General features: G+C 71.9%; 19 protein-coding genes and 2 tRNA genes. 17 read left to right on the top strand and 4 right to left on the bottom strand.

The window, feature by feature from the left end:
• Positions 1 to 194: 194 nt before the first annotated feature.
• Together ACZ6ZN_RS10790 and ACZ6ZN_RS10785 are read left to right on the top strand one after the other, a co-directional pair.
• The gene (locus tag ACZ6ZN_RS10790) at positions 195 to 1691 is read left to right on the top strand and encodes a D-ribitol-5-phosphate cytidylyltransferase (protein ID WP_451879276.1); all 1497 of its coding nucleotides are present in this window, start codon (positions 195 to 197) and stop codon (positions 1689 to 1691) included.
• A 168-nt stretch (positions 1692 to 1859) separates the two neighbouring features.
• A complete protein-coding gene (locus ACZ6ZN_RS10785; protein ID WP_469644997.1) occupies positions 1860 to 3992 on the top strand; it encodes a hypothetical protein in 2133 nt (710 codons plus the stop codon).
• Between the two features lie 332 nt (positions 3993 to 4324).
• On the opposite strand, the gene ACZ6ZN_RS10780 is transcribed toward ACZ6ZN_RS10785, so the two are convergent.
• Positions 4325 to 6376, bottom strand: a complete 2052-nt coding sequence (locus ACZ6ZN_RS10780; RefSeq protein ID WP_469645667.1) for a hypothetical protein — start codon at positions 6374 to 6376, stop codon at positions 4325 to 4327.
• Positions 6377 to 6719: 343 nt separating this feature from the next.
• Between ACZ6ZN_RS10780 and proB the strand changes: the two genes are divergently transcribed.
• The 5 genes from proB (at position 6720) to ACZ6ZN_RS10755 (ending at position 11703) form a co-directional block, all read left to right on the top strand.
• Entirely contained in the window at positions 6720 to 7826 is a 1107-nt protein-coding gene (gene proB / locus ACZ6ZN_RS10775; RefSeq protein ID WP_469645664.1) for a glutamate 5-kinase, read from the top strand.
• A gap of 134 nt (positions 7827 to 7960) precedes the next feature.
• Positions 7961 to 8419 carry a hypothetical protein gene (locus tag ACZ6ZN_RS10770; RefSeq protein WP_451879290.1) on the top strand — a complete coding sequence of 153 codons (459 nt, stop codon included), beginning with the start codon at positions 7961 to 7963 and terminating at the stop codon, positions 8417 to 8419.
• A 73-nt stretch (positions 8420 to 8492) separates the two neighbouring features.
• Positions 8493 to 9779 (top strand): glutamate-5-semialdehyde dehydrogenase, encoded by a 1287-nt coding sequence (locus ACZ6ZN_RS10765; protein WP_469644994.1) that lies wholly within the window; start codon positions 8493 to 8495, stop codon positions 9777 to 9779.
• Positions 9780 to 9970: 191 nt separating this feature from the next.
• Positions 9971 to 10543, top strand: coding sequence for an SCO2584 family spore wall biosynthesis protein (locus ACZ6ZN_RS10760; protein ID WP_469644992.1), 573 nt, complete (start codon positions 9971 to 9973; stop codon positions 10541 to 10543).
• An 89-nt stretch (positions 10544 to 10632) separates the two neighbouring features.
• The gene (locus tag ACZ6ZN_RS10755; RefSeq protein ID WP_451879272.1) at positions 10633 to 11703 is read left to right on the top strand and encodes an SCO2583 family membrane protein; all 1071 of its coding nucleotides are present in this window, start codon (positions 10633 to 10635) and stop codon (positions 11701 to 11703) included.
• A 38-nt stretch (positions 11704 to 11741) separates the two neighbouring features.
• Here the strand turns inward: ACZ6ZN_RS10755 and ACZ6ZN_RS10750 are convergent, their stop codons facing one another.
• On the bottom strand, positions 11742 to 12866 hold the full coding sequence (locus ACZ6ZN_RS10750; RefSeq protein WP_398110376.1) for a M48 family metalloprotease: 1125 nt from the start codon (positions 12864 to 12866) through the stop codon (positions 11742 to 11744).
• Positions 12867 to 12989: 123 nt separating this feature from the next.
• Here ACZ6ZN_RS10750 and ACZ6ZN_RS10745 point away from each other — a divergent pair, with 123 nt between their 5' ends.
• From ACZ6ZN_RS10745 to ACZ6ZN_RS10700, 10 genes are all read left to right on the top strand, one after another.
• Positions 12990 to 13151: a hypothetical protein gene (locus ACZ6ZN_RS10745; RefSeq protein ID WP_398110377.1), complete on the top strand. Its 162-nt coding sequence runs from the start codon at positions 12990 to 12992 to the stop codon at positions 13149 to 13151.
• Positions 13152 to 13314: 163 nt separating this feature from the next.
• The gene (locus ACZ6ZN_RS10740; RefSeq protein ID WP_003990192.1) at positions 13315 to 13479 is read left to right on the top strand and encodes a hypothetical protein; all 165 of its coding nucleotides are present in this window, start codon (positions 13315 to 13317) and stop codon (positions 13477 to 13479) included.
• Positions 13480 to 13564: 85 nt separating this feature from the next.
• Positions 13565 to 14311 (top strand): nicotinate-nucleotide adenylyltransferase, encoded by a 747-nt coding sequence (nadD, locus tag ACZ6ZN_RS10735; RefSeq protein ID WP_451879271.1) that lies wholly within the window; start codon positions 13565 to 13567, stop codon positions 14309 to 14311.
• Between the two features lie 16 nt (positions 14312 to 14327).
• Entirely contained in the window at positions 14328 to 16031 is a 1704-nt protein-coding gene (locus ACZ6ZN_RS10730) for an LCP family protein (RefSeq protein WP_469644988.1), read from the top strand.
• A 127-nt stretch (positions 16032 to 16158) separates the two neighbouring features.
• The gene (gene rsfS / locus ACZ6ZN_RS10725) at positions 16159 to 16605 is read left to right on the top strand and encodes a ribosome silencing factor (RefSeq protein WP_376323015.1); all 447 of its coding nucleotides are present in this window, start codon (positions 16159 to 16161) and stop codon (positions 16603 to 16605) included.
• Positions 16596 to 17267 carry a histidine phosphatase family protein gene (locus tag ACZ6ZN_RS10720; protein WP_451879289.1) on the top strand — a complete coding sequence of 224 codons (672 nt, stop codon included), beginning with the start codon at positions 16596 to 16598 and terminating at the stop codon, positions 17265 to 17267. Before rsfS ends, ACZ6ZN_RS10720 begins: the two co-directional genes overlap by 10 nt.
• Positions 17268 to 17342: 75 nt before the next feature.
• Positions 17343 to 17415, top strand: a tRNA-Ala gene (locus tag ACZ6ZN_RS10715).
• Between the two features lie 201 nt (positions 17416 to 17616).
• Complete coding sequence (locus ACZ6ZN_RS10710) at positions 17617 to 17790, top strand: hypothetical protein (protein ID WP_369195687.1); 174 nt, start codon at positions 17617 to 17619, stop codon at positions 17788 to 17790.
• Positions 17791 to 17793: 3 nt separating this feature from the next.
• Positions 17794 to 18027, top strand: a complete 234-nt coding sequence (locus ACZ6ZN_RS10705; RefSeq protein WP_006136074.1) for a hypothetical protein — start codon at positions 17794 to 17796, stop codon at positions 18025 to 18027.
• A 126-nt stretch (positions 18028 to 18153) separates the two neighbouring features.
• Positions 18154 to 18226: transfer RNA gene (locus tag ACZ6ZN_RS10700), tRNA-Ala, on the top strand.
• Between the two features lie 124 nt (positions 18227 to 18350).
• On the opposite strand, the gene ACZ6ZN_RS10695 is transcribed toward ACZ6ZN_RS10700, so the two are convergent.
• Together ACZ6ZN_RS10695 and ACZ6ZN_RS10690 are read right to left on the bottom strand one after the other, a co-directional pair.
• The gene (locus tag ACZ6ZN_RS10695; RefSeq protein ID WP_398110380.1) at positions 18351 to 19958 is read right to left on the bottom strand and encodes an NADH-ubiquinone oxidoreductase-F iron-sulfur binding region domain-containing protein; all 1608 of its coding nucleotides are present in this window, start codon (positions 19956 to 19958) and stop codon (positions 18351 to 18353) included.
• Positions 19955 to 21214 carry a cytochrome b/b6 domain-containing protein gene (locus tag ACZ6ZN_RS10690; RefSeq protein WP_469644985.1) on the bottom strand — a complete coding sequence of 420 codons (1260 nt, stop codon included), beginning with the start codon at positions 21212 to 21214 and terminating at the stop codon, positions 19955 to 19957. Before ACZ6ZN_RS10690 ends, ACZ6ZN_RS10695 begins: the two co-directional genes overlap by 4 nt.
• Positions 21215 to 21475 lie beyond the last annotated feature (261 nt).

The raw sequence follows: 21475 nt of genomic DNA, 5'->3' as shown, positions 1-21475 counted from the left end.
GAGCTTGTCGATCTTGTGGAATAACTCACAGTGGGGCCTCCAAATGGCCCGCACGACCGTCTTACCGATCACCAGCAGCGCGAGGTGAATGACAGGTTGCGCGTACATAAGCGGTACAGGTCGCTCACCTTGCACTGTGTCAACCACCAGTGGGAACCTTTTGGGGTTCCCTGTCGTCTCAAGGTAGGTAACCTGTGCCTCAGCACATAGCCAAGCCCCGTACCACCGCGGTGATCCTGGCCGGGGGCACCGGTCAGCGGGTGGGACTGTCGATCCCCAAGCAGCTGCTGAAGATCGCCGGCAAGGCCGTCATCGAGCACACTCTCGCCACCTTCGAGAACGCCGATTCGATCGACGACGTCATCGTGCTGATGGCCCAGGGTTATGTGCCCGACGTCGAGAAGATCGTCGCGAAGGCCGGGTTCCGCAAGGTCTCGCGGGTCATCGAGGGCGGCTCCACCCGCAACGAGACCACCGAGCGCGCCATCGCCGCCCTCGGTGAGGGACTGGCCGAGGGCGAGGACCTCAACGTCCTCTTCCACGACGCCGTGCGCCCCCTGCTGTCGCAGCGCGTCATCGACGACTGCGTGGCCGCGCTGGAGCGCTACGAGGCCGTCGACGTGGCCATCCCGTCCGCGGACACCATCATCGTCACGCGCACGCACGGCCAGGACGGCGAGTTCATCACCGAGATCCCGGACCGGTCCCGCCTGCGCCGCGGCCAGACCCCGCAGGCCTTCAAGCTGTCCACGATCAAGCGGGCCTACGAGGTCGCCTCGGGCGACCCCAACTTCCAGGCCACCGACGACTGTTCCGTGGTGCTCAAGTACCTGCCGGACGTGCCGATCCACGTCGTCGCGGGCGACGAGTACAACATGAAGGTCACCCAGCCCGTCGACGTCTTCATCGCCGACAAGCTGTTCCAGCTCGCCTCCACCGCCGCGCCCGAGCAGGTCACCGAGGAGGCGTACCGCGAGCTGCTGACCGGCAGGACCGTGGTCGTCTTCGGCGGCTCCTACGGCATCGGCAAGGACATCGCCGAGCTGGCCGGGTCCTACGGCGCCGCGGTCTACGCCCTGGGCCGCTCCACCACCGGCACCCACGTGGAGAACCCGGAGGAGGTCGACGACGCCCTGTCCAAGGCGTACGCCGAGACCGGCCGGATCGACTACGTCGTCAACACCGCCGGTGTGCTGCGCATCGGCAAGCTCGCCGAGACCGACAACGCCACCATCGAGGAGGCGCTGAAGGTCAACTACCTGGCCCCCGTGCAGATCGCCCGCTCCTCGCACAAGTACCTGTCCGAGACCAAGGGCCAGCTGCTGCTCTACACCTCCAGCAGCTACACCCGCGGCCGCGCCGAGTACAGCCTGTACTCCTCGACCAAGGCCGCCATGGTGAACCTCACCCAGGCCCTGTCCGACGAGTGGGCCGGCGACGGCATCCGCGTCAACTGCATCAACCCCGAGCGCACCGCCACTCCCATGCGCACCAAGGCGTTCGGTCAGGAGCCGACGGGCTCGCTGCTGTCCTCCCAGGCCGTGGCACGCGCCTCGCTCGATGTGCTGCTCAGCGCACTCACCGGCCACGTCATCGACGTCCGCCAGCAGGACCCCACCGCCGGCGCGGCCCGGGCGTCCGGTTTCGAGCAGGCCCTGGCCTCGGTTCTGGACCGGCAGGACGGCGTGTAATATTGCCGGCCGCTAAACCCCCGCAAATCGGGCCTCTGTGCACTCTTGTCGTCCATTCGGACCACCGTCGTGTGCGCAGAGGCCTGCACCCGTACCCCTGGGCAGATTCACAGACCAGCCGCATCAGTGAGCAAGACCGGCACATCCCTCACAAGAGCAGGTTCCTCCGTGATATCCACAGCCATCCGCGTAGCCAGGGTGGGCAGCGCGGCCGAACTCGCCGCGGCGCTCCTCATGGTGGCGGGCTTCCCCGCCCTCATGCTGGCCGCGCTCGTGCCGAGCGTCCCCGCCTTCGCGGCAGCGGCCGCCGTGACGTACCTGGCGGACCACTATCTGCACCACAAGGGCAGCTACCTGATCAACCGCCTCGGCAAGGTCCGGGCCGGCCTGCCGATCCGCTTCCTGATCCGGGAACTGCTGCTCGTCCTGCTGCTGGCCCGGCTGTCCCTCGCGGACAACCTGATCTACTACGGGGCGATCGCCTGCTTCATCGCCTTCTACGGTCTCCAGGCCCCGCACGGCGCGCTGGTCCAGCTCATCCGCAACCGCCGCCGCATGCCGGTCGCCACCCGCAACGTCGACCTCGCCGCGCGCATCCGCATCCCCGACGCCCCGCCGCACGTGCTGCTGCACCGCTCCGCCGAGAAGATGCTGCACCTGGACCTGGCGGCGGTCGCCGGCATACTGGTCGCCGCCCAGGTGAAGTCGTCGCTGATCGGTTTCGTCGGCATCGGTTGCACGCTGGTCCTCGGAACCCTGTACGTCCTCGCGCTCGCGCCCTATGTGTGGGGCCGGCGGATCCCGCCGAACGCCGAGCGGGTGCTGGCCGCCGTCGACGACTGGCTGGGGGAGTACAAGCCGGAGACCGTCCTGTACTTCTCCGGGTCCAAGGACTCCGCGTACCAGGTCAACATGTGGCTGGACACCATGGAGAAACTGGACTCCAGACCGCTGATCATCCTGCGTGAGCGCGTCATCCTCGCCAACCTGGCGCCCACCACGGTCCCCGTCGTCTGCGTGCCCGGAGGGGTGCACCTGATGAACCTGGACCTGTCCACCGTGCGCGTCGCGCTCTACGCGGCCAACGTCGGCAAGAACATCCACCTGCTGCGCGTGCCCACCATGAAGCACGTCTTCATCGGCCACGGCGACAGCGACAAGCTCGCCAGCGTCAACCCGTACAGCAAGGTCTACGACGAGGTCTGGACGGCCGGCCGCGCGGGCCGCGACCGCTACGCCCTCGCCGACGTCGGTGTCCTCGACGAGGACATCGTCGAGGTCGGCCGCCCCCAGCTCGCCGCGATCCGGACCTGGCAGGGCGTGCCCGAGGGCCGCATGCCGACCGTGCTGTACGCCCCCACCTGGGAGGGCTGGGACGACAACCCGGGCAACACCTCGATCCTGCTGGCCGGCGAGAACATCGTGCGCGGGCTGGTCGCGGCCGACCCGCCCGTCCGCGTCCTGTACAAGCCGCACCCGTTCACCGGCACCGTCAGCCAGGAGGCCGACGCCGCGCACCGGCGGATCACCGCCCTGGTGGAGAAGGCCGCCGCCGAGCGTGCCCTCGATGCGCGGTTCGTCCCGGACACCGCCGCCCAGGCGGACGCCGAGGCCGAACTGCGGCGCATCGAAGCCCGGTTGGCCGAGCTGTCCGGTGTCGGCTCCGACCGGGTCGACGAGGCCGAGGCCAGCCGGGACGGGCTGCTCGACACCGCCCGGCACGAGGAGGTCGCGCGGCTGCGCGCCGAGTGGAACGACGCCTACTGGCGTTCCTTCCCGTCCTGGGAGCACCGCGTCATCACCGGCGCCGAACCGCCCCTGTACGACTGCTTCAACGTCTCCGACGCGATGGTCTCCGACATCTCCAGCGTGGTGTCCGACTTCATCGCCAGCGGCAAGCCCTACGCGGTCACCGACTCCGCCGGGGTGGGGGCCGAGGAGTTCAAGCGGAACAACACGGCGGTGCGTGCCGCGGTGATCCTCACCAACAGCGCCGCCGGGCTGGACGAGTTGCTGGGTGCCGTCCGCGACCCGGCCGCCGACCCGCTGGCCGAGGACCGCAGGAAGCTCAAGCAGTACCTGCTGGGCCCGGACGAGCCGAGCTCGCTCCAGCAGTTCAACACGGCCGTCGCGAACCTGGCGCTGAAGGCCGAGACGCGCAACGTCGGCCTGCGGTCGCGGGACGCGGCCGCCCTCGACCAGGCGGAGGCCGAGACGCAGGCCGAGGCCGAGCTCACCGACGCCGTGTCCGGGCAGCGTGTGCCCGCCGCCGGTGACCCCGGCGGAGCCGGCACGGCCTGACCGGCTGCCGCACCGAGGAGTCCGGCCTTCCGGGGAAGTCGCCCCGGAGGCCGGACTCCTGACGTTTCCGGCCCCGTGCCTGGCCTACCCGTACTTTCGCGACCCCGCTGGGGGCAGCGCGGACCACGTCTACCTCGCCGGTAGCCCGAGAGGCGCGGACGTTCCCGGGCTACCGGGAGGGCGGTGCCGGCCTGTTCGTGCGGCGGGCCGTGCGCAGGGCGCGCGGCGTGTGGCGGACCCGGGCCCAGGGCGGCGGCGTGAGCGGCGTGGACCATGCGACGGGGGCCGCCGGCATTCGCCGGCGGCCCCCGCGGTGGCTCTCCCGTCGCCCGTCAGCGCGGTGCGGTGGGCACGGCCGGCTCGGTGCGCTGGCCCGGCAGTTCCGCCGCCAGCCGCTCCGTCGTCAGCCGCTCCGCGACCCGGGCCCGGTGCTCGCGGGCCTCCTCGCACAGCGCCTGCACGGCCGCGTTGAAGCGCTCCTGCGACGAGGGCTCGGCGGGACCCAGCAGCCGCAGCTTCAACGCGGCGCGGGCCTCGGCCAGTTCGTCCCTCTCCGGGTTCCGGACCGCCTCCAGCAGCGCGGGCACGCCCGCCGCGTCCGGGGTCAGCACGGTCGCCGCGACCACCGTCGGGAACGCCGCACGGAAGGCGTCCTCGGGCAGTCCGCTGGTGTTGGCGACCGCGTACGGCTTCTCGCTCGCCAGGAAGTCGCTGATCACGCTCGACACATCGCTGATCAGCAGGTCGGCCACGTTGAAGCAGGAGTACAGCGTGGGCCGGGCGTCCGTGATGATCTGGTGCTCACCGGCCGGCAGCGAGGCCCAGTACGCCTCCTCCCACGCGGCCGTCGCCCGCCGCACCGCGGCGGCCCGGCCCGGCTCGGGTGCCGACTGCACGAGCATCCGCTCCGCCACGTCGGCCCCGGACCGGAACCTCGAGGTGGTGAGCCGCTCCAGCTCGGCCGTCAGCCGCGCCAGTTCACCGGCGGCCCGCGGCTGGGTCTGCTGCCGCTGCCGGTTCGCGGCGCGGATCAGCTCGCGGATGCGCAAGTCGGCAGCGCCCGCGCGCGGGTCCACCGAGCCCGTCAGCGGGTGCGGCTTGTACAGCAGCCGCACGCCCGGGTCCGCCAGCAGCGCCCGCACCAGGTTCTCCCCGGCCGCGACCACGGAGGTGTTGCCGGGGTTGCCGTCCCAGCCCTCCCAGGTCGGGGCGTACAGCACGGTCGTGTACGCGCCCTTCGGCGGGCCCGCGTGGGGCAGCACGCCGTCCAGCTGCGGGCGGCCGGTCTCGACCACGTCCTTGTCCTCGACGCCGACCTCGGCCAGGGCGTACCGCTCGCGCGCCGCGGGCCCGGCCACCCACACCTCGTCGTAGGCCTTCGCGTACGGGTTGCAGGAGGACAGCTTGTCGCTCTCGCCGTGGTTGACGAAGGTGTGCCGTATCGTCGGGATGCGCAGCACCTGGGAGGTCTTGCCCGAGTTCGACGGGTGGATGAGGACCTGGAGCGTGGAGTGCTCCAGCCGCATCAGCGTGGACACCTTCGGCAGGCACACGATCGGGATGTCCGTGGCCGCGATCTTCTGCACCATGAACCGCTCACGCAGCACGATGATCGGCTTGCCGTCGATCTGCGCGAGGGGCTCCAGCCACATGTTCGCCTGGTAGGCCGAGGAGACACCGCCGGAGAAGTACAGCCCGGCGGTCGGCCGGTACTCCGCCAGCCACTGGTCGAACCACGCCAGCACCTCCTCCTCGCCGGCCGGCCGGCGGCTCGGCAGCAGCCGGAGCAGCAGGGCGCACAGGCCCCCCAGCGCGAGGACCACCGAGAGGGCGATGCCCACCGCGGCGTACACCGGGTCGTCGCCCGGGGCGGCGGCCAGCAGGCCGACCGTCGCCGGCAGGCCGAACAGCAGCAGCCGCTGGCCGGGGCGGCGCAGCACCGCGGCCGGGGCCGGGGACAGCCGCAGGGCGGAGGCGTCTATGTTCCGGGTCACCACCGGCAGGGTGCGGGTGCGCCGCACCAGGACCGAGACGGCCTGCACCGCGAAGTGCAGCACGTAGAACAGCAGCAGCCCGGCCACGAGCGGGGCGTAGACCGTCTCCCGGTCCTGCTCGCCGAGCCGCAGCAGGCCCACGACGAGCAGCAGGTCCCGCAGGACGTGCCGTACGGTGATGTCCGCGTGGGACTTGGCGAACATCGACTGCACCCCGCGCTGCCACTTGTACAGCACTCCCTCCACGGCCAGGGAGAGGGCGGTCGAGGCGAGCAGCAGCGGCACGTTGGGCAGCAGAGCGGCGACCGCCTGAGCGGCGAAGGCTGCGGCCAGGGCGACGGCCGCCAGCCCCTTGGACAGGGCAGGCGGACGAGGGAGAGATAGGGGCACTGCGGTCACTCCAGATGCGTCGGTTCGGCGCACATCGGCCGTCCGGGTTAACGCGCGGCTGTCTCCCGACGACACGTGCGTGCCGTCTGAGTGTAGGGAGCCGTGCCCAGGGACCGTAGCGGAAGATTGCGCGGCTGTCGTCATCGGGGTATGGAGATCGTGGTCACGTCAGGCGAGACGCACCGTCCGCAGCGTGGACCGGCGAGGCGCCACGCCCTGCCGTCCCGTAGATTCCCTGCTGGTAAACCGGAGGACTTTCCTGGTGGGACGGCGGAGAATCCCCGGTGAGGGACCGAGGCGGCGCGAGGGGACGGACCGGGACGTGACAGGGGCAAGGCAGGCCGTGGGCGAGGCCCGAAGGATCGTCGTCAAGGTCGGGTCCTCCTCGCTGACCACCGCCTCGGGCGGCCTGGACGCGGACCGGGTGGACGCGCTGGTCGACGTGCTCGCCAAGGTCCGCAGCGGTGGGGAGCGCGAGATCGTCCTGGTCTCCTCCGGCGCCATCGCCGCCGGTCTCGCCCCGCTCGGCCTGCGCCGCCGCCTCAAGGACCTGGCCCGCCAGCAGGCAGCCGCCAGCGTCGGCCAGGGCCTGCTGGTCGCCCGCTACACCGCCTCCTTCGCCCGCTACGGCGTGCGCGTCGGCCAGGTGCTGCTGACCAGCGACGACATGAGCCGCCGCGCCCACCACCGCAACGCCTCGCGCACCCTGGACAAGCTGCTGGCGATGGGCGCCTTCCCGATCGTCAACGAGAACGACACCGTCGCCACGGACGAGATCCGCTTCGGCGACAACGACCGTCTGGCCGCCCTCGTGGCCCACCTCGTCCACGCCGACCTGCTGGTCCTGCTGTCCGACGTGGACGGCGTCTACGACGGCGACCCGGCCAGGCCCGGCACCTCCCGGATCGCCGAGGTCCGCGACCCCGCCGACCTCGCCCACGTCGAGATCGGCAGCGCGGGCCGGGCCGGTGTCGGCACCGGCGGCATGGTCACCAAGGTCGAGGCCGCCCGCATCGCGGCCGCCGCCGGTGTGCCCGTCGTCCTGACCAGCGCCGTCCACGCCGCCGACGCACTGGCCGGGCAGGACACCGGTACCTACTTCCACCCCACCGGCAGGCGCTCCGCCGACCGGCTGCTGTGGCTCCAGCACGCCTCCACCCCGCAGGGCGCGCTCACCCTGGACGACGGCGCCGTGCAGGCCGTCGTGGACCGCCGCAAGTCGCTGCTGCCCGCCGGCATCGCCGCCGTCGAGGGCGACTTCAGCGCCGGCGACCCGGTCGAACTGCGCGACGGCGCGGGGCACGCCGTGGCCCGGGGGCTGGTCAACTTCGACGCCAAGGAGATCCCGCGGCTCATCGGCCGTTCCACCCGGGAGCTGGCCCGGGACCTCGGCCCCGCGTACGAACGCGAGGTCGTACACAGGGACGACCTGGTGGTCCTGCATCCGTAATGTTCCGAAACGTCCGCCCCCGGTGGTGGACGTTCCGCAAAACCGCCCCACGAACCCTTGCGGCCTGCTCAACTTTGTCTCGGGGAACTGTCCCGCAGCATCGCCATGGAGCGAAGGAGGCCGTCGTGAGACGAGTGCGCCCGGGGGCCACCGTGTCCCGTGGTGGTGCCGGCTCCCGCACGGCCGGTGAGGAGCGCGCCCTGACCAGCGTGGCGGCCGGAGACCGGTTCGACGGGGAGCAGCCCGCGGAGACCGCGCGCCTGTGGCACGTCACCCTCAGCGTCTCCGGCCGGCAGGCCCCGCTGCCCGAGGTCCGGCGCGCTTTGGAGCAGCTCGCCCACGACCACCCCTTCCTCCTCACCAGCCGCTACGCCGTCGACCACGCGGAGATCCGCTACTGGGAGGAGGCCCGCGACCTGCACGACGCGGCAGCGGTGGCCCTGCGCCTGTGGGGCGAGCACCGGCAGACCGCCGGGCTGCCGCCCTGGGAGATCGTCGGCCTGGAGGTCATCGACCGGGCCACCTACCACCAGCGCGTCGCCGAGGGCTACGGCCCGCCGCCCGCCTCGCCCGTGGGCATCCACCCGTTCTGACGGCCGTCCGCGGAGCGTCTCGGGCTGTGGAACGCGCCGTGAACCGGCGCGTCCGGCGCACTACCCTTCCCTCATGACCACGCTCTCTCCGTACGACTCCATGTCCCCGGTCACCGAGGCCGCCTACCGCGCCAAGGCCGCCGCCGCGTCCCTCGCGCCGCTGCCGCGGGCCGACAAGGACGACGCGCTGCTCGCCATCGCGGACGCGCTGGAGGTCCGCACGAGCGAGATCGTCGAGGCCAACGCCGAGGACGTCGCCCGGGCCCGGGAGGCCGGCCTCGCCGACGGCATGATCGACCGGCTCACCCTCACCCCCGAGCGGGTCCGCTCCATCGCCTCCGACGTGCGCGACGTCGCCGCCCTGCCCGACCCGGTCGGCGAGGTCGTCCGCGGCTCCACGCTGCCCAACGGCATCGACCTGCGCCAGGTCCGCGTCCCCCTCGGCGTCGTCGGCATCATCTACGAGGGCCGGCCCAACGTCACCGTCGACGCCGCCGCCCTGTGCCTGAAGTCCGGCAACGCCGTCCTGCTGCGCGGCTCCTCCTCGGCGTACCGGTCGAACACCGCCCTCGTGCGGGTCCTGCGCGACGCCGTGGGCGGAGCCGGGCTGCCCGCGGACGCCGTGCAGCTCGTGCCCGGCGAGAGCCGCGACAGCGTGCGCGAGCTGATGCGCGCCCGCGGCCTGGTCGACGTGCTGATCCCGCGCGGCGGCGCCTCCCTGATCAACACGGTCGTGCAGGAGTCCGTCGTCCCGGTCATCGAGACCGGGACGGGCAACTGCCACGTCTACGTCGACGCCCGGGCCGACCTGGACATGGCCGTGGAGATCCTGGTCAACTCCAAGGCCCAGCGGGTCGGCGTCTGCAACGCCGCCGAGACCCTGCTGGTCCACCAGGACATCGCCGCCGCCTTCCTGCCCCGCGCGCTGGACGCCCTGGCGGAGGCCGGGGTCACCGTGCACGCCGACGAGCGCGTACGGGCCCACGCCCAGGGCACCAAGGCCACCGTCGTCGAGGCGACGGCCGAGGACTGGGAGACGGAGTACCTGTCGTACGACATCGCCGCCGCCGTCGTGGACTCCCTGGACAAGGCCGTGGAGCACATCCGGCTGTGGAGCTCCGGCCACACCGAGGCCATCGTGACGACCTCCCAGCAGGCCGCCCGCCGCTTCACCCAGCTGGTCGACTCCACCACCGTCGCGGTGAACGCCTCCACCCGCTTCACCGACGGCAGCCAGTTCGGCTTCGGCGCCGAGATCGGCATCTCCACGCAGAAGCTGCACGCCCGCGGCCCGATGAGCCTGCCGGAGCTGACCAGCACGAAGTACATCGTGACCGGCGACGGCCACGTGCGGCGCTGACCCGAACGGCGTAACGGGGTATGCGGGTCCCCGCATACCCGCCCGGGGCGGCTCCGGGCGGTCCACCCGCGTGGCCTGGGCGCCGACCGGCCGGACGCGCGCCCCCCGGAGCCCCACGCGATCCGCCCCGCAGGGGGACGAAATATGCATACCGTCTGCCCAGAACGACCCCCCAGGTCTACTCTGGATCCGTGCCGGAGGACGTGGGGGGCACGCCGTTTCCGGACGGCAGGGAGCCCGACGACGACCACGACCGCGGGGTGTCGGACGAAGAGTTCGCCTCCGTGGTCTTCGACGAGGCCTTCGTACGCGCGGCCGTGGTGCACGAGCCGACCGCCGTCGAGCGTCTCCTGGCCGCTGCCCAGGCCAGAGCCGAGGCCTCCGAGGCGGAGGCCCGCCGTGCCCACGCCAGAGGCGAGCGCTACGACGACGGGTTCGGCCCGGACACCCACCGCGCCTACGGTCGTGATCCCGACCTCGGCGAGTTCGACGACCCGGACGTCCTCGAGGATCGCCGCCACCCCGGGCCCTACTCCCGGCAGGTCCGCTGGCACCGGCCCGTCGCCTGGGTCCTCGCCCTCGTGATGGGCGTCGGCATGGTCGCCCTGGCCTTCACGGCGGTCTACCGCGGAGCCTCCGCCGACCACGACGAACCCCTGCCTCCGTCCACTTCGACCGGACCGGAGCAGGGCAGCGGGGCCGCCCCCTCCGCATCCGCCGACCACTCCCGGCCGGCCATGTCGGTGATCCCGCGCACCCCCTGACCGGAACCCGCCCGCCTTGGTGAGAACCTGTCAGAACTTGTGGAGCAACCCGGCGTTTACCCGGGCGCCCGGGAACCTACAGTGAAGATATGGGCGGGCCTGGCAACCCACCTGAGGGGACTCCCGAGGGCGTTCCCGGGGGTGGCGAGGACGAGTACCGATCCGTCGTCTTCGACGAATCGTTCGTCCGCGCTGCCCGGCTCCAGGAGTTCTCCGCCCAGGAGCGCATCGCCGATCACTCGCCCGCCGTACGCCGCCGCCCGCCCGTGCGCCGGGGCCTGTCCCGGCAGGCATTGGTACTGGTCGTGCTCATCGCCGTCGCCTTCGGCACCGCCCTCTACATGGGCGTCCGCCACCCCTACCAGACCCCGGCCGCCCGTCAGCCCGGAGAGCCGCTGCGGATGACCGTGATCCCGCTCGCCCCCGAGGGCAAGGTGCCCGGCACGTCCGACCCGGCGTCCCTGTACGCGCACAGCCCCGCCGCGCAGTTCAAGTCCGGCGCGGAGGGCGTACCGCTGCCCGCCTCGCGGCGCACCGCGCACTTCTCCGACAGCCAGGTCGTCGCCGCCCTGACCACGGCCAAGGACTACATCGTCCGCTCCGCCCTCGACCCGGAGGTGCTCACCGGGCGCGAGGTGCGCTCCGTGCGGGTCCTGCTCGACCCCGACCAGCTGGGGCAGTTCGACCAGAGCTTCGCCCGCCCGACCGCCGACGGACGCCACGCCCCCACCGGCTGGCTGGTCCGCTTCGACCCCACCCGCGCCGAACTGGCCGAGCGGGAGGTCCGGGTGCAGGGCACCCTCCAGGCCGCGGAGACCGACTCCTCCACGCTGGAGGTCACCACCGACCACACCTTCGTCTACGCCCTGCGCCCGGCGGGGGCCGCGGCCGAGGACGACGTGTCCCTGTTCACCCTGCGGCGCGAGCTGCAGTTCCGCTTCGACCGCGACGACCTGCGCCTGCACCAGGCCCGGCTCGTCGTCTCCTACGTCCAGGCCGGCCCGCTGTCCTGCGCCGAGGACTCGACGAACTACCTCCGCCCCCTGCTGGCCGGCCAGACGGCCAGGGAGGGCGGGCCCGCGGGCACCGACCCCTACGCGACCGGCAGCGCGACCGCCCTGTGCGGCTCCCTGGCGACGAGCGCGCAGCCGAAGGTCTGATCCGGCCGCGCCGGGCCCACCGCCGTCCGGCCGGTCCGCTACCCGCCCTCGCCCGGCGGGCGCTCGTCACCGGGCGTGCCCGGGGAGCCGGGCGCGTCCGGGTCGCGGGGCGGCCGCTGGGCCGAACCGGTGAAACCGCCGAAGCCGCGGCGGACCCGGTCGCCCAGGTCGCCGGCGCCGCCCGCGAGGTCCGTGACCAGCTTCATCAGCGGGTCCTTGGAGTTCTTCACGCTGCTGCCGTAGTGGTTCGCCGACTCGCGCCAGGAGTCGCGGACCGAGGTGTCCCCGTCGTCCTCGCGGCGGGCGTAGTGGCCGTCCATGAGCCGCTGGAAGTCCCGCGAGGCCGCCCACTTCTTCAGCTCGGCCGCCCGCACGGTGGTGAAGGGGTGGGAGCGGGGCAGCACGTTCAGGATCTTCAGCACGGAGTCGCGCAGGTCGCCGCCGGCCTCGTACTCCTCGGCCTGGGCGAGGAAGGCGTCCACGTTCATCTCGTGCAGGTGGTTGCCGCCGGCGATCTTCATCAGCCCGCGCATCGACGCCTGGAGGTCCTGTCCCACCAGCAGCCCCGCCCGGTCCGCCGACAGCTCCGACTTGCGGAACCACTCGCGCAGCCCGGTCACGATCGCCATGATCGCGAGATTGCCCAGCGGGATCCAGGCGACCCGGACGGCCAGGCTGGTCAGGAACAGCAGGATCGTCCGGTAGACCGAGTGGCCGGACAGCGCGTGCCCGACCTCGTGGCCGACGACGGCCCGCATCTCCTCCTCGTCCAGCAGCTCGACCAGGCCCGTCGTGACGACGATGATCGGCTCGTCCAGGCCGATGCACATCGCGTTGGGCTGCGGGTCCTGCGTCACGTACATCGGCGGGACCTTCTCCAGGTCCAGGATGTAGCAGGCGTCCCTCAGCATCACGTTCAGATGCGAGAACTGCTGGTCGGAGACGCGCACCGAGTCGGACAGGAACAGCAGCCGCAGGCTGCGCTCGGGCAGCAGGCCGCTGAGGGCCTTGAACACCGTGTCGAAGCCGCTGAGCTTGCGCAGCGCCACCAGGGCGGAGCGGTCGGCGGGGTGCTCGTAGGCGCGTGAGGAGATCCCGGGGAAGCGCCTGCGCTGCCTGCCGGGCACGCGCTCGTGCCCGTGGTGCTCGTGGCCGTCGGACATGTCTTCCCCCATGCGTCTGTATGGCCTTTGCGGCCCCTTGTGCGGCCCTTTGCCCTCCCTGGGCGGAGCCCAGCCTAGGCGGAGTTACCGTGGTCGGGCAGTACAGCGAAGGGAACCACCGCCATGGAGCACCACCTCGCGGCCGCCTGGCTCGCGCAGGCCGCGAACACCACCGACGGACGAGGGGGACCGGGGATCCTCCGCGTCGTGCTCCTGGTGATGCTCGTGGGCTCCGCGCTGACCGCGTGGTTCCTGCTGCGCGGCTACAGACACAAGGACGACTGAGGAATCGGGAAGGTTCCCCGCCGGACGCGGGGGCGCCACCGGCGGAGGTGTGGCGGGGCGCTCCCGGCACCGACAGGCGGAGTCGGGGTGATCGCGGCGGGGGCTCCCGCTTACGATGAGCCGACGTCTTTATCCCGCCCACACGCGATAGGTCCTGCCGAAGATGAGCTTCCACAGCACCGCTGCCCAGTTGGTCACCCTCGCCGCCGAGGGCGAGGAGCACGGCGGAAACCACGAGAGCCTCAGCCCCTACCTCACCGGTGGCGGCGCCCTGTTCATCCTGCTGCTCCTGCTGTGGATCACCACCCGCTTCAACCGCGACCGCTGAGCCCGGCCGGGCGCCCCCCGCGGGGCGCCCCGGGGACCACGGGGGCGGCCGGAGCCCTCGGGCGGGGCCGGTAGGGTCTGCTCGCATGGGAGAGCAGGACATGCCTACCGGTCCGGCGAACGAGACGCCGCACGACCCGGCAGCGGACACGGCGAGCGGCACCGAGCGGCACCCGGACGAGCCGCGCCGTGCCGCCGGGACGGCGCGCCGGACCGCCGGCCCCGGCACGAGCCCGTCGCGGCCCGGCAAGCGCAGGCTCGGTGTCATGGGCGGCACCTTCGACCCGATCCACCACGGGCACCTGGTGGCTGCCAGCGAGGTCGCCGCGGCGTTCCACCTCGACGAGGTGGTCTTCGTGCCCACCGGGCAGCCCTGGCAGAAGAGCCACCGCAGCGTCTCGCCGGCCGAGGACCGCTACCTGATGACGGTCATCGCGACCGCCGAGAACCCGCAGTTCTCCGTCAGCCGCATCGACATCGACCGCGGCGGCCCCACCTACACCGTGGACACCCTGCGGGATTTGCGCGCCCTCAACCCGGACACGGACCTGTTCTTCATCACGGGCGCCGACGCGCTCGCCCAGATCCTCACCTGGCGGGACTCGGCGGAGCTGTTCTCCCTGTCGCACTTCATCGGGGTGACCCGCCCGGGCCACCAGCTGGACGACCCCGGACTCCCCGAGGGCGGCGTCTCGCTCGTGGAGGTGCCCGCGCTGGCCATCTCCTCCACCGACTGCCGGGCGAGAGTCGCCAAGGGCGACCCCATCTGGTACCTGGTGCCCGACGGAGTCGTGCGCTATATCGACAAGCGCGAGCTGTACCGCGGCGAGTGAGCCGAGAGGGGCACCGGTGAACGACCGATACGACGCGGGGGCCGCCGACCACGGCGCCGGCCAGTACGAGCTCGTCGGCTACGACGAGTACGGCCGGCCCGTCTACCGGCACGTCCAGACCCAGCAGCACACCTACGACCCGTACGCCCAGCAGCACCAGCAGCAGCACCAGCAGGGCTACGGCTACGACCCCTACGGCACCGGCGGGCAGCAGCCCCCGGCCGCGTACGACCAGGGCGCGGCCCCCACGTACCCGCAGGACCACGGCTACGACCCGTACGGCTCCACCGGGCACCACGGCGGGTACCAGGACCCCTACGGCGGGCAGTCCCAGGCGGCCGGGCACACCGCGCAGCAGACCTCGCAGCAGCCCTTCCCGCAGACCGCCCACATCCCGCAGCAGACGGGCCCGGCCGGACGCGAGGAGCCCGACGAGCCGCAACGGGAGTACCACACCGAGCAGTTCGCCTTCGTCGAGGAACCGGACGACAACTCCGAAGACGTCATCGACTGGCTGAAGTTCACCGAGAACCGCACCGAGCGCCGCGAGGAGGCCCGGCGCCGCGCCCGCAGCCGGATCGTCGCCCTGACCGTCGTCCTCGCGCTGGTCGCGGCCGGCGGCGTCGGCTGGCTCTGGTACGCGGGCAAGCTGCCCGGCCTGTCCTCCGGCGACTCCGGCACCGGCACCACCACGGCGGCCGGCGCCCAGAAGCGCGACGTGATCGTCGTCCACCTGCACGACACCAAGGGCGGCGGCACCTCCACGGCCCTCCTCGTCGACAACACCACCGCCCACCGGGGCACCACCGTCCTGCTGCCCAACTCGCTCGCCCTGACCGGCGACGACGGCACCACGACGACCCTGGCCAAGTCGGTGGACGACGACGGCTCCGACGGCACCCGCGAGGCACTGGACACGGTGCTCGGCACCGACATCGAGGGCACCTGGCGCCTGGACACCCCGTACCTGCAGAACCTCGTCGACCTCGTCGGCAACATCGAGGCCGACACCGACACCGACGTGCCGGACCCGGCCGCGAAGAAGAAGGGCGAGGCCCCCCTGGTCCACCGGGGAGCGGACCAGACCCTCAGCGGCAAGGCGGCCGTCGCCTACGCCACCTACCGCGCACCCGGCGAGGCGCAGACCGCGCAGCTCGAGCGGTTCGGTCAGGTCATGCAGGGGGTGCTGCGCAAGCTGTCCTCCGACCCGGGGGCCGCGACCACCACCATCCAGACCCTGGCGCAGATCCTCGACCCGTCCCTGACCGACAAGGACCTCGGCACCTTCCTCGCCGGGCTCTCCGACCTCGCCAAGGGCGGCGACCACCGGACCGACCTGCTGCCCGTCCAGGGCGACGGCACGCTCGCCGCCCAGGCCGGCGCGAAGATCGTCCGGGAGGTCCTCGGCGGCACGGCCAAGAGCCCGGACAAGGACGCCGCCACGACCGTCTCCGTGCGGAACGCCACCGGAGTGAAGGACAACACGGAGAAGGCCCGCGTCGTCCTGCTCAACGGCGGCTTCACCTTCCTGGAGGGCGGTACGGCGACCGCCCGCGCCACGTCGAAGGTCGTGTACGCCGACGCCGCCGGCAAGGAGCACGCCGCCGAGGTCGCCAAGACCCTGGGCCTGCCCGCGAGCTCCGTCGCCAAGGGGGAGACCCCCGCGAGCGCGGACGTCGCCGTGCTCCTCGGCCAGGACTACCGGCCGTCGTCCGGCTGACGCGGCCCCGTGGCGAGAGCGGGCCGTGACGGCGGGCCCTCCGCGCGATCCGTCGTGATCGCGTGGGGGGCCCGCTGCCGTCCGTGAGACCCTTGAGGACAAGTGTCCACCGACGGAAAGCCTTGCAGTGACCGTGACCGACCGCTCCCAGGAGCTCATCAACACCGCCGCCCAGGCGGCCGCAGACAAGCTGGCCCACGACATCGTCGCCTACGACGTGAGTGACGTGCTGTCCATCACGGACGCCTTCCTGCTGGCCTCCGCGCCCAACGACCGCCAGGTCAAGGCCATCGTCGACGAGGTCGAGGAGCGGCTGTCCAAGGAACTCGGCGCCAAGCCGGTGCGCCGCGAGGGCGACCGGGAGGCCCGCTGGGTCCTGCTCGACTACGTCGACATCGTCGTGCACGTCCAGCACAGCGAGGAGCGCGTCTTCTACGCCCTGGAGCGGCTGTGGAAGGACTGCCCCGAGCTGGAGCTGCCCGAGGACGCCCGGGCCACCCGCGGCAAGGCCGAGGAGCACGCCAAGCTGCAGGCGGCCGAGGAGGCGGCGGAGCTGGACGGTGACTGGCGGTGAGCACCCTCGGTGAGGCCGGCAGGCCGGGCCGCGGCCGCCGCATCATCCTGTGGCGGCACGGCCAGACGTCCTGGAACGTGGAGCGCCGCTTCCAGGGCAGCACGGACGTCGAGCTCACCGAGACCGGTGTCGCCCAGGCCCGCCGCGCGGCCCGTCTGCTGGCCTCGCTGAAGCCGGACGCGATCGTCGCGTCCGACCTCAGGCGCGCGGCGGCGACGGCCGCCGAGCTCGCCGTGCTCACCGGCCTCGACGTCGCCCACGACGAGGGGCTGCGCGAGACCTACGCGGGCGTCTGGCAGGGCCTGACGCACGAGGAGATCATCAGCCGGTACGGCGAGGAGTACGCCGCGTGGAAGCGCGGCGAACCCGTGCGCCGCGGCGGCGGGGAACTGGAGACCGAGGTGGCCGACCGGGCCGCCCCCGTGGTGCTCCGGCACGTCGACAAGCTCCCCGAGGACGGCACGCTCGTCGTGGTCAGCCACGGCGGCACCATCCGCACCACCATCGGCCGTCTGCTGGGTCTGGACGCGCACAACTGGGAGAGCCTGGGCGGCCTGTCCAACTGCTGCTGGTCCGTGCTCGGCGAAGGCGCCCGCGGCTGGCGGCTGCTGGAGCACAACGCCGGCACCCTGCCGGAGCCGGTGCTCGGAGACGACGACTGACCCCGGATTTCACTTTCCGGCAGGTCGCAGGCTAAAGTTCTTCTTGTTCGCCCCGCCAGCGGGGAGAGAACACCAGGGGCTATAGCTCAGTTGGTAGAGCGCCTGCATGGCATGCAGGAGGTCAGGAGTTCAATTCTCCTTAGCTCCACATCAAGATCCCGTTCCCGTCAGGGGGCGGGATTTTTCATGCGCGCGGTTGAGTCGTCCGGGCCGTTCCGGCCGTATAGCTCTACAGCCCCGCCGGGGTGCCGTGTCCGGACTGGTACTGAGGCGTCGCTGACCGTATTGGTCCGGCCGTGGCAGAATCAAACGGCCGGAAGGGGGCGCGACCCGACGGGAGGGAGTAGCGATGCCTGCGAGCATCCTCGAGGAGGCCGACCACCTCCTCGGCTCAGCGGTGCCACCGGTGATGTCCACCCGCCTCAGCTGCCCTTCCTGCGGATCCGCGCATGTGGCCCAGATGCTCGGCGACAACGGCGGTGTCTCCTACGTGTGCACGGCCTGCGGCCACAGCTGGAGCTGATCGATGGGTGCACACAGGCGGAAGTGCGACTGGTGCGGCAGCGGGACGCCGATCGTCCGCGACATGGAACCGATCAATCCCGACTACCAGTACTGGTGCGAGGAATGCGCGCGGGCGCTGATCATAAAGGGCGACCCGATCGAGACGTACCGCGAACTGGAGGGTGAGCCGATCTACGGCCGGCTCCTGGAGGAGCACTGCACCCTCAAGCGGTTCTACTCGTTCGTGACGGCCTGAGGGGCGACAGGGCCACAGGTCGGCAAATCGGTCATATCGGGCGCGACGAAACCGATTTGGTGTTGGGCCCGCAGGACCAGTAATGTTGGCGTCGCCGCCGGGGAAACCCGGAGGGCAACACCGCAAGGGGCTATAGCTCAGTTGGTAGAGCGCCTGCATGGCATGCAGGAGGTCAGGAGTTCAATTCTCCTTAGCTCCACAGCAGATGAGAAGGCGGGCCATCCGAATGGATGGCCCGCCTTCTTGTCGTACGTCGTCCTTGTCGTGTCGTCCGTGCGGCTGCGGGCGGGGACCCCCGGAGGGGAACCGCCCGCAGCCCTTGCTCAGCGGCCCAGGGCGCGGCGGCCGCGGCCCTGGGAGAGGACCGGCAGGTTGCGGGAGGGTGCCTGGCCGCGCGTGTCCTCCTCGATGCGCAGGGCCAGCGCCGGGCAGCGGCGCACCGCGCGTAGAGCCTTGGCCTCGGCGTACCGCGGCACCTGCGCCTGGGCCACCGTCGGGAAGCCGTCGGCGCCCAGCTGGAACACCTCGGGCAGGATGTCCGCGCACAGGCCGTGGCCCCGGCACAGCGTCCAGTCCACGAAGATCTTCTGGCGGCTGGGGCCGTTCTCCTCCGTCTCGCCGCCCGGGATGCCCGTCGGGGCCCTGCCCCCCTCGAAGAGCGGCAGGACGCCCTCCACGCGCCGTCCGCAGCCGTTGCCGAGGACATGGGCGGCCAGGTCGTCCGTGAACGCCTTGATGGTCGACTCCAGGAACATCGCGGAGCCGTCGGGGTGCGAGCAGGCCCCGCGCCGCTTCACGTTCTTGGCGACCTGCTTGAGGGCCTCCAGGGCGGCCGGTCCGCCGCCGTTGAGGATGTCCTCCAGGCCGCGCGCCGCGGCCGGCAGGCCGAGGTAGCAGGGGCCGCACTGGCCCGCGCTCTCCTCGGCCAGCCACTGGGCGACCCGCAGCGACTCGCCCAGTGGGCAGGTGTCCTGACTGATCGGCAGGATGGCCCCGGCGCCGAGGGAACCGCCCACCGCGTCCAGGGAGTTGCGGGAGACGATCGCCTCGTTGACCGTCGCCGCGTCGATCCACTTGCCGTGGTAGCCGCCGGTCAGCACGCCCTGCGGGACCGGCGGCGCGCCGGCCAGCTGCAGGACGTAGCGCAGCGGTACGCCCGTGGGGACCTCGATCACCATGGGCCGCGCGACCGCCCCGGAGACGGTCAGCATGACGGTGCCCGGCTCGTCGTACAGGCCGGTGTTGCCGTAGCGCTCCGGGCCGATGCGGGCGGCGATGGCCAGCTGGGCGAAGGTCTCGGCGTTGGACAGCAGGGTCGGCGCGCCGCCGACGCCGTTCTGCGAGGCGCTGACCTTGCGGCCGGGCGGGACGGCGGGCCCGCCGTCGATCGAGCGGATCAGCGACGCGGCGGCGCCGGTGACCATGCGGACCGGGTTGCGCTGCACGCGGGCGCGCAGGGCCGACCTGCGGCCGTTGCTGAGACCGCGCTCGGCCAGTGCGGCCTCCATGGAGCGCTGCGTCGACTCACGGGTGACCCCCACCACGAGCGTGCGGGCACCCAGGGCCTCGGCGCACAGCAGCGCGCCGTCCAGGATGAGGTGCGGGGCACGGTTGATCAGCACCGTGTCCTTGCGGCAGGCCGGTTCGTCCTCGCTGCCGTTGACGACGACGACCGGCCGGACGCCGCGCTTGATCGCCGCCTCGGCGACCGAGCGCAGCTTCTTGTGGAAGGGGAAGCCCGCGCCGCCGCGGCCCTTCAGGTTGATGCGTTCGGCGAGTTGCGCGAGCTGCTCACCGCCCATCGGCTCGAGCGGCCCGTGCACCTTCAGATGCATGGGCAGATCGAGCCGATCGACAAGGTCGAAGCCCGACGTGAGCTGGGGAAGGCCGACGACGCGGACTTCGGGAACGTCGGGCAGGGCCTCGTTCACTTAAAGCCTCCGGAAGGCGTGTTCCAAGGTTCGCCCGATCCCGGTGCGTCGAAGTCGTAGGACGCACCGGGCAGTGTTTCAGTGGCGGGACCGCTGTTGTACGTGTCGTCCGGGTAGTACGTGTCGCGCGGGGCGTTCGACTCACCCGTGTCGTACACATCACTCGATCCGTAGCCGCCTGTGCCGGGATTGCCGTAGGCCGGGATGCTTTGTCCGGTGTCCTGCAGGGGGTCGTAGGGCGGGATGTTGAAGCCCGTGTCCTGGAGCGGGTCGTAGGCCGACGGCGGGGCCTCGCCGACCGGGGGCGGGGACGGTATCGGCCAGTTGCCCGAGGTGCTGGAGGGGCCGTCCACGGTGGGGACGACCTGGGTGGGCTGCAGGTCCAGCGGCAGTTCCATGCTGGTGGTCGGCCCCGGGGCGAAGGCCTGGCGGCCCAGGGGAGGGGCCGAGACCGCGCGGTAGGCCGCGGCGAAACCGCCCGTGGACTCCTGCGGCGAGGGGCGTTCGGCCTGCTCGAAGCGCGGCGCGGACGCCTCCCGCCCGGCGCCGGCCTTGCGGCTCTCGTAGCCGGGCAGCGCGGAGCCGCCGGCCGCCCGGGCCCGGCTCTCCTCCAGGCTCCTGCGGCCCTGGCCCTCGCCCGGGCCGATCAGGGCGGCGAACCGGTCGGCGACCTTGCGCTTCACCGGGCGCGGGGCGGCCCGCAGCGCGAGGGCGGCGGTCACACCGGCCAGGGACAGGCCGTACAGGACGACGAAGATCGGCTTGGCCGCGCGACCCGCGTAGAGGCCGTGCACGAGGGCGGCGCACCAGGCCGGGTAGGCCAGCATGTGCATGGCGCGCCAGCGGGCCGCGACGGGCGCGGGGGAGGCGAAGCGGTTGCGCAGTGCGCCGGTGATCCCCACGAAGATCATGAGCAGTCCCGCCAGGGTGCCCAGACCGATCAGGAACGCCCGGCCGGTGACCAGCTCTTCGTCGGTGAGGAGCAGCCCGAAGGGGATCACGGCGGCGATCCACGAGGTGTGGGCCAGGGCCAGCTTCACCCCGATGTGCACCAGCAGGAAGACGATCGAGGCGACGGCCGTGGTCCGGTGCACGGCCTGCGCCAGGATGCGCCTGCGCGCGTCGAGCAGGATCCGGTCCTGGGCGACCAGGCCCCAGATCACCGAGCACGACAGGCACACGAGGGACAGCACGCCGGCGCCGAAGTTCAGGAACTCGGCGAACGAGTCGTCTGCCGTGGAGTCGTAGGGGTTCACGACCGGCCTCCCCACGTCCCGGCGACCGGGTGTGGCGAGTTGATACTGCGAAGAGGGTTCATGGGGGCAACTCCGAGCGGTTCGGGAAAGCAGCGGTCCCGCTGCCGCACTCTAAGCGGAGCCATACCGATCGGTAGCAGGTTTGAGTTATTGCGTTGTTATCAAAGGACAATGTGGTCGTTGTGATGCCCCTTAGCGGCCGTTACGCGAAGTAACTATTGACCAAGGTTCAGCTTTTGGTCTGCCGAGGCCCCTCGACAA

The sequence above is a fragment of the Streptomyces sp. NPDC053665 genome, from assembly GCF_055585285.1.
This window is presented reverse-complemented; position numbering and strand designations above follow the sequence as displayed.